Origin of the sequence: Clostridium sp. (genome assembly GCF_051278035.1) — a bacterium.
Classification (GTDB): domain Bacteria; phylum Bacillota; class Clostridia; order Clostridiales; family Clostridiaceae; genus Clostridium_AD.
In genome coordinates this window covers 18,716-30,459 of record NZ_JBNMNU010000034.1, presented here as the reverse complement: position 1 = coordinate 30,459, position 11,744 = coordinate 18,716, and the positions used below count along the sequence as shown (strand labels likewise).

General features: G+C 30.1%; 19 protein-coding genes. 11 read left to right on the top strand and 8 right to left on the bottom strand.

Features of this window, described 5'->3' with window-relative positions; all coding sequences use genetic code 11:
- The first annotated feature begins 32 nt into the window (after positions 1–32).
- From ACJAX4_RS07240 to ACJAX4_RS07220, 5 genes are all read left to right on the top strand, one after another.
- On the top strand, positions 33–467 hold the full coding sequence (locus tag ACJAX4_RS07240; RefSeq protein WP_435788782.1) for a MarR family winged helix-turn-helix transcriptional regulator: 435 nt from the start codon (positions 33–35) through the stop codon (positions 465–467).
- A gap of 46 nt (positions 468–513) precedes the next feature.
- The gene (locus ACJAX4_RS07235; protein ID WP_435788781.1) at positions 514–651 is read left to right on the top strand and encodes a hypothetical protein; all 138 of its coding nucleotides are present in this window, start codon (positions 514–516) and stop codon (positions 649–651) included.
- Positions 652–1,129: 478 nt separating this feature from the next.
- Positions 1,130–1,864, top strand: a complete 735-nt coding sequence (locus tag ACJAX4_RS07230; protein ID WP_435788780.1) for a tetratricopeptide repeat protein — start codon at positions 1,130–1,132, stop codon at positions 1,862–1,864.
- Between the two features lie 127 nt (positions 1,865–1,991).
- Positions 1,992–2,135: a hypothetical protein gene (locus ACJAX4_RS07225; RefSeq protein ID WP_435788779.1), complete on the top strand. Its 144-nt coding sequence runs from the start codon at positions 1,992–1,994 to the stop codon at positions 2,133–2,135.
- Between the two features lie 323 nt (positions 2,136–2,458).
- Complete coding sequence (locus tag ACJAX4_RS07220; protein WP_435788778.1) at positions 2,459–2,656, top strand: ADP-ribosylglycohydrolase family protein; 198 nt, start codon at positions 2,459–2,461, stop codon at positions 2,654–2,656.
- Between the two features lie 116 nt (positions 2,657–2,772).
- Here the strand turns inward: ACJAX4_RS07220 and ACJAX4_RS07215 are convergent, their stop codons facing one another.
- Positions 2,773–3,054, bottom strand: a complete 282-nt coding sequence (locus ACJAX4_RS07215; RefSeq protein ID WP_435788777.1) for a hypothetical protein — start codon at positions 3,052–3,054, stop codon at positions 2,773–2,775.
- A gap of 395 nt (positions 3,055–3,449) precedes the next feature.
- Here ACJAX4_RS07215 and ACJAX4_RS07210 point away from each other — a divergent pair, with 395 nt between their 5' ends.
- Both ACJAX4_RS07210 and ACJAX4_RS07205 read left to right on the top strand, forming a co-directional pair.
- On the top strand, positions 3,450–4,301 hold the full coding sequence (locus ACJAX4_RS07210) for an ADP-ribosylglycohydrolase family protein (protein ID WP_435788776.1): 852 nt from the start codon (positions 3,450–3,452) through the stop codon (positions 4,299–4,301).
- A 13-nt stretch (positions 4,302–4,314) separates the two neighbouring features.
- Positions 4,315–4,434, top strand: a complete 120-nt coding sequence (locus ACJAX4_RS07205; RefSeq protein ID WP_435788784.1) for a DUF6508 domain-containing protein — start codon at positions 4,315–4,317, stop codon at positions 4,432–4,434.
- Between the two features lie 161 nt (positions 4,435–4,595).
- Here the strand turns inward: ACJAX4_RS07205 and ACJAX4_RS07200 are convergent, their stop codons facing one another.
- The 5 genes from ACJAX4_RS07200 to ACJAX4_RS07180 form a co-directional block, all read right to left on the bottom strand.
- Positions 4,596–4,886: a hypothetical protein gene (locus tag ACJAX4_RS07200; RefSeq protein ID WP_435788775.1), complete on the bottom strand. Its 291-nt coding sequence runs from the start codon at positions 4,884–4,886 to the stop codon at positions 4,596–4,598.
- 114 nt (positions 4,887–5,000) lie between these two features.
- Positions 5,001–6,035 carry an IS1595 family transposase gene (locus ACJAX4_RS07195; protein WP_435788774.1) on the bottom strand — a complete coding sequence of 345 codons (1,035 nt, stop codon included), beginning with the start codon at positions 6,033–6,035 and terminating at the stop codon, positions 5,001–5,003.
- 93 nt (positions 6,036–6,128) lie between these two features.
- A complete protein-coding gene (locus tag ACJAX4_RS07190) occupies positions 6,129–6,452 on the bottom strand; it encodes an SWIM zinc finger family protein (RefSeq protein ID WP_435788773.1) in 324 nt (107 codons plus the stop codon).
- Positions 6,453–6,515: 63 nt separating this feature from the next.
- Positions 6,516–6,998 (bottom strand): SNF2 helicase-associated domain-containing protein, encoded by a 483-nt coding sequence (locus ACJAX4_RS07185; protein WP_435788772.1) that lies wholly within the window; start codon positions 6,996–6,998, stop codon positions 6,516–6,518.
- Between the two features lie 109 nt (positions 6,999–7,107).
- Positions 7,108–7,512, bottom strand: coding sequence for a hypothetical protein (locus ACJAX4_RS07180; RefSeq protein WP_435788771.1), 405 nt, complete (start codon positions 7,510–7,512; stop codon positions 7,108–7,110).
- Between the two features lie 425 nt (positions 7,513–7,937).
- Between ACJAX4_RS07180 and ACJAX4_RS07175 the strand changes: the two genes are divergently transcribed.
- Both ACJAX4_RS07175 and ACJAX4_RS07170 read left to right on the top strand, forming a co-directional pair.
- Positions 7,938–8,912, top strand: coding sequence for a DUF6155 family protein (locus ACJAX4_RS07175; protein ID WP_435788770.1), 975 nt, complete (start codon positions 7,938–7,940; stop codon positions 8,910–8,912).
- Between the two features lie 108 nt (positions 8,913–9,020).
- Positions 9,021–9,305: a hypothetical protein gene (locus tag ACJAX4_RS07170; protein WP_435788769.1), complete on the top strand. Its 285-nt coding sequence runs from the start codon at positions 9,021–9,023 to the stop codon at positions 9,303–9,305.
- A gap of 175 nt (positions 9,306–9,480) precedes the next feature.
- On the opposite strand, the gene ACJAX4_RS07165 is transcribed toward ACJAX4_RS07170, so the two are convergent.
- The gene (locus ACJAX4_RS07165; RefSeq protein ID WP_435788768.1) at positions 9,481–9,906 is read right to left on the bottom strand and encodes a DUF4351 domain-containing protein; all 426 of its coding nucleotides are present in this window, start codon (positions 9,904–9,906) and stop codon (positions 9,481–9,483) included.
- Between the two features lie 65 nt (positions 9,907–9,971).
- Positions 9,972–10,199: an Rpn family recombination-promoting nuclease/putative transposase gene (locus tag ACJAX4_RS07160; RefSeq protein ID WP_435788783.1), complete on the bottom strand. Its 228-nt coding sequence runs from the start codon at positions 10,197–10,199 to the stop codon at positions 9,972–9,974.
- Between the two features lie 663 nt (positions 10,200–10,862).
- Here ACJAX4_RS07160 and ACJAX4_RS07155 point away from each other — a divergent pair.
- On the top strand, positions 10,863–11,105 hold the full coding sequence (locus ACJAX4_RS07155; RefSeq protein WP_435788767.1) for a hypothetical protein: 243 nt from the start codon (positions 10,863–10,865) through the stop codon (positions 11,103–11,105).
- A 46-nt stretch (positions 11,106–11,151) separates the two neighbouring features.
- Entirely contained in the window at positions 11,152–11,442 is a 291-nt protein-coding gene (locus ACJAX4_RS07150) for a hypothetical protein (protein ID WP_435788766.1), read from the top strand.
- The last annotated feature ends 302 nt before the right edge of the window (positions 11,443–11,744 follow it).

Genomic DNA, 11,744 nt, shown 5'->3' with positions numbered 1-11,744 from the left:
AGATAATTTAAATTCAAGATAGGAGCTTTTTTATGAATGATAAATATATAATATATTTTATAAGCAAAACTAAGAAAAAAATGACTAAATTTATTGAAAAAGCATTAAAAGAAAAAGGTTTAGAAGATTTAGCACCATCATATGGCAATATCCTTACAGTATTATATAATAATAATGGAAGACTAAGTATGAATCAAATAGGAAAAACAGTAGGAAAAGATAAGTCTACGATTACAGCATTAGTTAATAAGTTATCAAATTTAGGATATGTAAAAAAGGAAAAGTGTATGGAGGATAGAAGAGTAACATACATAATTTTAACTGAAAAAGGTAAAGCAATAGAAGGGAAAGTAAATGAGATTTCTGGAAAAGTGAATTTAATAGCATATAAAAATTTTTCGAAAGAAGAAAAAGACATATTCCTTAAGCTATTGAAGAAGATGAATAATAACTTTGATGTAGAATAAAATATATCTATTTAGAAGTAGTGTTAGTAATTAGGGAGATGATTGTATGGAATTTGAAGAGATTATGTTGTATTTAGAGGAACATGGCAGCGAACAAAACCGTCGTATTTATAGAAATCATGGTATTCCAGATCCTAAATATGGAGTTAAAGTTTCAGATCTTAAAAAACTTCAAAAGATCTAAACTAGGAGACAAAATAGGTAAGGTCACTGTGGATATGGGTAACACTGCTTGTAAAGTACCCATGATTAGACCTTACATTGAAAAGATGGAAGCTCGTGGCGTTAAGAAAAAGAAACAAGCGCGTTGTTAAATAATTATAAAGGCAAAAATATATTGTAACCATCCAATTTAATTTAGATGGTTATTTTTTATATACAATTTTAGATTGATATTTTGATGAATAGACATATTTATACTATAATATATATATTGGTAAATCTAACTTTAGGCAATTAAATATAGAAGAACAATGGTATTTATAACAAAATTAAGGATCAAACTAAAATGGAAAATTTGGAAGATGAGAATAAAGAGAGGAGTAGTGTGAGCAATGAAAAACAATTCGATTAATAATAAAAACTTTTACAATAATTCGCAGTTAGTTTCAGAGGAATTTATAGAGTTTGATGAAAAGATGCAAGAAGGATAACAATTTTTAATGGATGATCAAAAGGATAAAGCCGTTAGAAGTTGGGTAGATGTTTGGAATAAATTAATGGATTACATGAAAAAAGATAATTTAAAGACATTTGATAGCTTTGACAATATTTATGACGGAACTCAATTTGTAGTAAATTGGTTAAATGATTTTGATGATTGCCTATGGAACATAGTTGCAAACTCTGATAATGGCGAGATATTAGAGGCTTATGGGAATTTGCGTATCAGCATGAATGAACAAATTATAAGTTTTACAGATGCCAGTGAAGAGTTGACTCTGGAAAATGCAAAACGAGCTATAGCAGAAATCCACTTTTATTTAGGCGATATAAAAAAAGGTGAGGAGTTATTTGAAAAATATTTATCGGAAAATCCAAGATGGGGATGGGGTTGGATAGGATTGTCTGATCAATATTGGCTTAGAAGAGCGATAAAACCTGATTTTTCTAAAGCTGAGGAAGTGCTCTTAAACGCTCTTAATGTATCTAATTTAGATAATAGAGATGCTGCAGAAGATAGACTTTTAAATTTGTACAGTGATTCAGATCAAAATGAAAAACTAAATAACTTCGAGAAGGAAATAAACCAAAATATAAGGACAAAAAATAGTTCTACAACACAGGTGATAGTCAAAGGTGATAAAAATTATGATATCCTTAATAATAAAATGGGAAGAAACGAGCCATGTTATTGCGGTAGTGGCAAAAAATATAAAAAATGTTGTGGGAAGTAAAAAAAGGTTAGAATCCTACAAATATTATATATAAAGGAATGAAAATGACAATGATAAAGAATAGCTTTGGAACCGCGTTCAGTTCTTTATAAAAATAGGGTGGCAGCTATTGATGATGGATGTCTAGATGGAATTTGCACTGAAGGTAGAGATGAAGACGATTAATGACGCAGCGTTTCATTATAAAGGAAATAGAAAAATAACAACTGTAGTAGTATATTCTTCAGATATCGAAAGTGTAGAAAGCTATTTTGATAGTTTTTTTTATTGATTCGTAAAAGTGACAATATTACTCATGCACATAAAAGGAGTTTAATTGCCTGTGGAATATACATATCAGGTGCCAGTATGTTAATGGATGATATGGACCTTTCCACAGCGGTTGAAATGGGAATTTATAATGCAATTGAATACTACAAAGACATGATGAGTTTAATGATGAACTATGTCATTATGATAGGATAAGTGGTAAGTTGTTTTCACAAACAAATGTTAATAGTATTAAAAGTAGCGGGTATGTAGTGGATACACTTGAAGCAGCTATTTGGTGCTTGCTAAACACAAAAAAACTATAAGGACTGTGTTCTTTTAGCTGTGAATCTTGGTGAGGATACTGATACTGTCGCTGCAGTTGCAGGAGGGCTTGCGGGGATATATTACGGTTATGATAGTATTCCTAAAGAATGGCTTTCTGTTATAGCAAAGCATGAATATATTGAAAATCTTTGTAATGAGCTAAGTGAAGCTGTGGGAAAATCAGAAATACAAAGGCTTAGGCAGTTATTATTATAGTTGAGAAAAAATAAATGGGAGGGCTATGATGAATAATATAGATTATAAGAAATTGAAAAAGGATCAACTTCGAAAGGTAATAAAAAAAATCAACCTCAAGGTTGATTTTTTTTATATTAATTTGCTATATTTTTAATAACCCTAATCTCTATATCTTGCTTTTCTACCTTGGTGGAGATATCTTCTAGCTTTTTCTCAATATTCGTTAATTTCTCATAAGTTTGTGAATACCCATCAAATAGAACTTTAGTTTTATTTTCTAATTTATCTTCAATACGAACAATATCACTCTTGTCAGTTTTTTTATCAAGCTTTATATTTATTTCATCAAACTTTAAATTCATTTCCGTATACATTTTGCTCATTAAATCAAATGTTTTATCTTCTATTAAATTCACCACCTTAAAAATTAAAGTCTAATATAGTATCTCTAAATTTATTTTATCACTCCTTAAAGTATATCAGATTTTATACTGAAATAATATATACTTTAATATTATTATTACCAATATGGGAACATATATTCGTATAAAATACAATCATCTTGTTATTACCAGATATTATAATATAATTTAATTTGATATCTTTTTTTTATTAATTCGAAAAGTGACAATATTCGCCTAAATTAGCAGTCAAAATGTGCTAGAGTGGAATTAATGTGATTTGTAGAAATAAAATATAAAATATAGACTGTAAAACCCAAGTGGGCGACACTGGATATGAGGAGTGTAAGAGAATGGGAAATAATATATTAAATGGAGTAATGGGCTCCTGAGTTGAGGATGCTTTAGGTGTGCAAGTTGAATTTGTAAGCAGAGAAACACTAAGAGAAAACCCAGTAAATTGTATGCGATCTTATGGCACCTACAATCAGAAAGCGGGGACATGGTCCGATGATACAAGTATGATATTATGTCTTATAGAGAGTCTTTCTAAGGGGCTTGATTATAAGGACATAATGACAAAATTCACGAAGTGGATTAGTAATGGAGAATACACACCCTATGGAGAAGTTTTTGATGTAGGAAATGCAACAAGAAAAGCATTGGGTCGGTATGAAAAAGGATCAAACCCTTTAGATTGTGGTGGCCTGTCTGAAGGTGATAACGGCAATGGGTCTCTTATGAGAATTCTGCCAATTTTATTTTATATTAGGTCTACTTATGGAGAAGAGTTCACTGAAAATGATGATGCCATGAATATAATTCATGAAGTTTCAGCACTTACTCATGCACATAAACGAAGCTTAATTGCTTGTGGAATATACACATCTGTTGAAACGGGGATTTATAATGGAATTAAATACTACAAAAAACATGATGAGTTTAATGATGAACTATATCATTGTGATAGGATAAGTGATAGGTTGTTTTCACAAACACATGTTAATAATATTAAAAGTAGCGGATATGTAGTTGATACACTTGAAGCGTCTATTTGGTGCTTGCTAAACACAAAAAACTATAAGGACTGTGTTCTTTTAGCTGTGAATCTTGGTGAAGGTACAGATACTGTTGCTGCAGTTGCAGGTGGGCTTGCGGGGATATATTATGGTTATGATAGTATTCCTAAAGAATGGCTTTCTGTTATAGCAAAGCGTGAATATATAGAAAGTCTTTGTAATGAGTTAAATATAACTCCTTGAATTAACAAAAGCTATTCTTACTGGTTATGTTCGGCAGGAATGCTTTTGTGATGGATTATGGGCATCGGCTGTGGAGGATAAGGTGTTTTTAAAGATTTTACAAAGGCTTAGGCATAAAATTACTATCTACTAGGGTAGTGATTTTACGAATAAAATCATTATAAAAGATATCAAAGTGTAAAAAACATTTTGATATCTTTTTTATTTTAGGCTATGTTAGACAATAATGAGGATAAAAGAATATAAAATTGGCTTGTCTTGAATAGACAAGCCAATAAACTTTTCCCTAATAATTTAACTAACCTGTTTTTTTGATTTCCGCCCAATATAAATAACAATCGTATCAATCAGTGATATTACTACAATTGAACCCAAATAAATCATAACCCCTATTCCTTGACTAATTCCGTCAGATTCAGTTAGAATCCACCATACGCTTCCTATTCCTAATATAATTACATTAACGAGTATTGCTTTAATAATTGCGTTCATTGGTTTTTTATTGTTTTTTATATCATTCAAACCTAATGTAAGTGAACCATAAATAGATACTACGATTAGTCCCCAAAATACAAACAACTTCATAGTGACACTCCCCCCTGTTTATAGTTTTAGTATGCGATTCTTTACAAGTGTTTACTTAATTATAGTTTATTTATACACTAATAATAACATGAATTTCAAGTATAATGGATTAAATTATCTAAAATTTGGTTCTCTCCCTTTATAATTAGAAATTCTGGTATCTACAAAGTTAGTTGTACTATGAACTATAATATTTTTGCTTTTTACTATGTCTTTGTCATCTTTAAAGCATTGTAACCACTTGAACCAATGGAGATAATTCGCCAAAAATTTAGTTGATACTCCGTTAAATTTATCCATCCACTTTTTAAACTGACTGTGCAAACTATTTACATGATTAATATGATAAATGCCATTTTTATAATGGTTTCTCATAATGCGTTTATGGTCTAAATTAAGATTTCTACCAAACCTAATATAACTTTTATGGCTGTCTGTACAAATAATAGAATCGTGGTCTATGTGACCGTCATAAAGTCTTTCAAGGTCTTTAAAACCAACTCTGCCCTTACATATCATTTCAAGAATAATATTGTTATTTCTATCTATTGCAGTCGCTACACAAATCTGTTCATTGCTTATACCACGTTTTTTTATTTCTTTACCTCTTTTATGAGAATGTCTTGGCATTAAAAATCCACTTTTTTTATGATTACCTTTAAACGATTCGGCTACAAAGGTTTCATCCATTTCTACAACGCCATCGACATGTCCTGTACCCATAAATGTTCCAATACAATCAAGTATTTTATGCCTCATATAAAATGAGGTTTTAACGCCTACTTTTACGATTTCAGAACTTTTCCTTATACTATATCCTATAACCATACATTTAGCGTACTCTATCCATTTTTCTAAAGATAATTTGGTGCATGATAATGCAGATTTTGTGAAGTCATTAAAAGTCTTATTACAACCTCTACATTTATACCTTTGCTTGTCATTTAACTTGCCATTCTTAACAACATAAGTTGAATTACAATGAGGGCAGACCTCTCCCTTTGCAAACCTGGATTCTCTACAGTCTTTAGGAAGATTGCGAGTTAATGAATTAAGCGTCATTATCTCGCCAATGAAATCAAATAAGTCCTGTAATGCAAATTCTGAAAGAGTTTTTATATCTGTTTTTAAAGTTCCCACACTTGGCATATAATCACCTCATAAATGTATCTAATACCTTATTATAACATATTCTGCGAAAATATATACAATATCACTATTTATGTCTAACATAGCCTTATTTTAAAAAACATTCTTTGTAGATTTACGCTTTTCAACCTCATCCTCAGCCTGAACTTCCATATCAATTCCAAACATATTAAACATATCTGTTTCTTCAATGACTCTACGACCTTTATCTTTAGATTTTTCAAGCAAGGTCTTAGTTTTCATATTAACAGCTTCTGAAATAAGGCTATTTATGTTAACCTTTCTTAGCACGAAAAACAATTCTGATTTATCGTCTATTCTTTTAGAAACTCCATATAAAACTACTGCTACGTGCTTGCACATTGTTGCATAGTCAGGGCAACTACACTTTAAATCTTTTTCATAAGCCTTCAGCATTTCTTTTAGTTTTTCATGATTAACCTGTACCCATTTTCATTTTATAAAAGTTAATCCCTCGGCTTATGAAAGAAGATTCCTTATTTCATCAGCAGTAACTTTTTCGCCACCAAGAAATACTTTTGCATCAAAGTCTATCAATGCTTCAATATTTACTCTTGAAGGAGTAGAATTACCCACACTTATGGACATCTTCAAGGATTCTGATTTGTTCTTCCACCATTTTGGTATACGACATAATATACCTGCTTGTTCATAAAGGGGTATTTCTTTTAAAAATGTGTAAGCTTCTCCCACACTCAAACCTAATGGATGAAATATTTCACCAGTATCAAGAAGTTCTGAAATTAGCTCGCTTTTTTCTGATGCTTTGTTTACTGTTGAAAGTAAGTTTAAAAGTTTTTTGTTCTTTTCTCCATATTCAATAAGTGCATTTTTTAATGGAAGATGTTTTGAAGTTCCGCTTTTTACATCATTCACTGAGTAAGTTGCTAAAAAAGCAAAGGGATATTCATCCTTCTTGCTTTCAACTAAGTGAAAAAACACACGTCCAATTAAGTTAATATTACAGCTAAAAAAAGAAAAAAATCTGCAATACTTCCTATGTAAGCTCCTGTTATTTCAGTAAAAGAGTTGTTTAACTTCTGCCATAGCGTTAAATCCATTCATCGTTCAAGTGTTCTGATCCAGTCAAATAGGGGGCAATATCTAGTAGTGTTTTAATTTCATCTTTTTCAATATCTACTATAGTTTTTTTGCGTAAAATTTCAATGTCTGGATTCATAGATAACTTTTTTATAAATGTAACTATAAGATGTCTTAAATATGTAAGAGACTCTGATAAATCATCTGTTTTTTTTAAAAATCCAAGAAAAAACACACCTTCATTATGATTTTTTGCAAAACGTTTATTTATTTCTTGTTGGATTACAATTTGTTCCTCACTAAATTTTTCTTTTGTCACTTGAAAGTCAAGTTCAAAAATCCCCTCTTGTTTAAATATTACAATCAATTCTTTGTTCTGATCTTTTGTTGATTCTTCTTTATTATGTAATATCATTAATCTTATTTTTTCCTGAAAATATATCCTTATTTTTTATTATGACCATGGTTTATATGTATAATCATTTATGTAATAGCTATATATTAATTAAGCTAATTATATCACAATTATATACTAAGATTCATCATTTTAACATGAAAAGAGCATAGGAATCCAGCACTCACTTCACAGGTATTGAGGTGACGCCGGATGGTAAGGAAGCCTTTGAGAGACCTAAAGCTTATATAGATGATATTAAACAGTAGAGCTGGTTTGAAAATAAAACATCAGCTAGCGAACCGATAAGAGCAAATAGTTCTAGAACACAGGTAATAGTCAAAGATAAAAAAAATGTGATATACTTAGTAATAAAATAGGGAGAAACAAGCAGTATGTTATATAATCTTGATTTACCTTATTAACTTGAAATGGAGAAGAATAATATGAAAAAGAATGATTACCTATTAAGTGTAACTGAACTAAAGAATATACTTAAAAAACAAAATAGAGAAGAATTAATAGAATTGTTTTTGGATAGTTACAAAGCTAGTGCTCAGGTAAAGGAATATATAACTGTTAAATATGGAGATCAGGATACAATTGAACAAATATTTGAAACTTATAAAAATAAGATTAGGGATGTGTTCTTTCCTAAAAGTATGAGCGCACAATTTAAAATAGGAGAAGCTAAAAAAATAGTAAATTATTTTAAAAAGTTGTGCTCAGACGAAAAACTTGTAATTGATTTAATGCTTTATTATGTTGAAATGGGGGTTGAGTTTACTGATACTTATGGTGACATTAATCAAAGTTTTTATAACAGTGTTGAGAGCATGTATGAAACTGTAGTAAATGCTATTAATAAAGAAAAAAAATCGGAAGTTTTTAATATATTGAGAAAAAGGTTAAAAGCAGTGGTGGATGATACCAGGGGAATAGGATGGGGATTTCATGATAACCTTAGCATCATCTATTATGAAATAAAGTGGATTGATTTCGAAGATATTGATTCCGATGAGAATGAGCTGAAGAAGATAAAAGAATATATAGCAGATAGACTCAAACTGAGAAATAATTTACCCGATTTTGATAATAATATGAAAAAGATTAAGATGATCGATGAAATTATCAATACTGATGAAGTTTTTCTCTCAAAGATGGATGCACAGTTCAGTAGCTATAGCAATGATGATGAGTATGACTTTGTATCAAATAAAACGTCGTATTCTATAGAACTTATAGAACTGATTTTATGGCAAAAAAACTGTTATGGGATGTGTAATAATTACTTTGAATATAGCGAAGGAAAATGTAGCAAATGTGGAAGTAGTGAGCTATATGTTAGAGAAGTTCCGAATGAAGATTTTGTAAGCCAAGTTATCTGTAAAATGTGTGGGACAGAATTTATGAGAGAATAGAAAGAATGCTTGTCTTTGTAACTGGTCATATGACTTTGGGATGGATATGAATAAAGATAAGAACTTGCCACTTACCATGTGGGTGGCACCAGATAAGGAGCGATTGACATGACGGCTATAAAGAATATTTTAGGAAGTACTTCATTAAAAGTGAAATGGCAAGGGGAAATTGTATCTATTCAACCTAGAACAAGAGTTTGGAGATATCTTATGGATAATCGGACACATTATTACTTAGGATATAATTTTTTTATTGTAGGAGATAGTAGTGAGGGCAAAAAACAGATTACAGTTGCAATTTCCGAAAAACAGCAGTTAAAGTGTTTATTTCAGATAGGTGATGTGATTGAGGGAACAGCATGGACAAAAAAATATGAAAAGAGAGAATTATAGATGATCCAAGTGAAAATGAACTTAGATTAAGAAACATTTCACCCTAAATATTATTTACTTTTATTCAAAGAGTATTTAAGAGTTATTATATCCTCGCTAAAAACACCATTAAATGCAAATAAAGAGAACGAAATAAGCTTCACATTTTTGATGTGAAGCTTATTTTTACCGATTTTTATAAGTATTTTTTTATGTCATCAATTTTTTCTAACTCAAAGATATTCGTTGCTAGCAGTTCAATAGATTCCTCAAGCAATTTTTTAATCTTTTCTATATAGTAATCAGAAAGTCCATTAAATCTTTTAATTAGCGGCTTTAAAAGCAGTTCGGATTTGCCCTCTTTCAAGTCCTCTTTCTTGCCCACATCTAAACCCTCTTTTATTGCTTCTTTTTTGAATTTATCAAAGATATTTGACGCATTAGAAACCATTGCTTCAACCTCCATTTCATTATTAAAAATATTTTCCACGAGCTTATTCATATCAACTATATCATTGTTATTAGTTGTGTTTTTAATCCATCCTTTTAATAATAGTTTTTCCTCAGAAGTTAAACTATTAAAGTTAATTATTATATCCTTCAATCTTTCTAAAAATTCCATAGCATTTATATCTTGATCCTTAAAATTTCTAGCACAGGTCCATTTGCTAGTACCATTATAAAGAACTATGGGAATGACTGCAGGAAGTCTAAAGCCCTTTCTTTTAATTTTTTTTTCTCACTGTTTCTTAATATATCTCTCCAGAGTTCTATCATATACATTAGAAGTCGTATGGGCATACTATGATCTACACTTGATTGTAGCTCTAGAAGAACATAAAATACTATATCATCTTTTCCAATAGTTACGGTATAGACTATATCGGATTCTAATTCTTCATAATCGGATAAAATGTAAGACTTATCACTTAGTATTAATTTGTCCTTTTCTAATTGACCGGCTCACTCCCCTTTAACAAATGTGTTAAGAAAGGATAAAAAAGCATCCTTAGTAGAAAATAAATCTTTGTAACTCTTATCATGAATATTGGTTAAATCTTTTTTAAAACTCATATTAACACTCCTAATTATATCAAATTTTACGTTTGAATAATATATACTTTGTAAGTATTAAGATAAGATAAATCAATGATTGGAGGCTACTTAGGATGAGTTTTAGTGACAGTATAAGCCCGTTGCTTTTTTTAGTCTTAACGTTATCATTTCTGTTGGCTATAGTGTAAAGTCAATGTACGCAGTTTAGAATTTGGGCAGAGGTGTTAATGGAACGAGCAAATGCAGAAAGTAAATTTATGGGTATGACAACATTTGAGGGCAAGAAACCAAAGAAAATGCAGGAAAAATTAGCCATCTAGGAGCAACAACTAAAGCCATGTTAGAATTTGAAAAATACAAAGAAAAAATAAAAAATGATCTTTCAGCGGTTGAGAAGGATTTTTTAGGAAATATAAAAAACGCTCAATGAGAATAAGTTGAGTAGAAATGTTTATTGTAAAGCTGATTTTGTTTACATTTATTAGGGTGTAGGTGCGACCCCGTTATAAAATATGGAAGCGTATGCGGACAGATTTTACTTGCTATAAGTTATCAAATTTAGGATATGTACAAAAGGAAAAGTGTATGGAGGATAGAGGGGTAACATACATAATTTCAACCGAAAAAGGTAAAGCAATAGAAGGGAAAGTAAATGAGATTTCTGGAAAAGTGAATTTAATAGCATATAAAAATTTTTCGAAAGAAGAAAAAGACATATTCCTTAAACTATTGAAGAAGATGAATAATAACTTTGATGTAGAATAAAATATACCTATTTAGAAGTAGTATTATTAATTAGGGAGAGGATTGTATGGAATTTGAAGAGATTATGTTGTATTTAGAGGAACATGGCAGCGAACAAAACCGTCGTATTTATAGCAATCATGGTATTCCAGAACCTAAATATGGAGTTAAAGTTTCAGATCTTAAAAAACTTCAAAAGATTATAAAAAAAGATTATAAGGCTAAGAAACTAGGAGACAAAATAGGTAAGGTCACTGTGGATATGGGTAACACTGCTTGTAAAGTACCTATGATTAGACCTTACATTGAAAAGATGGAAGCTCGTGGCGTTAAGAAAAAGAAACAAGCGCGTTGTTGAAGTTAAGGCTAATTTATTCGCCTCACATGATTACAATGCTATTCAATTGGTGAAAAAATCTTTTTATTCTAAGGATGAAGCAACTTGAAATTGCAGAAAGGGTTGTTTGTAGGAGATATTATAAAAAAATAAAAGATATTCATAAAGCTATCAAAATGTAATAAACATTTTGATAGCTTTTTTGTCTGTTGGAAAAGAAATAATATATACTGTAAACTAATAAAACGAAAAAAGGCAAGGTTTCATGATTAGATAAGCGACTTTGTAACTTTTGATAGAATTTTAGAAAAGTATGGATTATA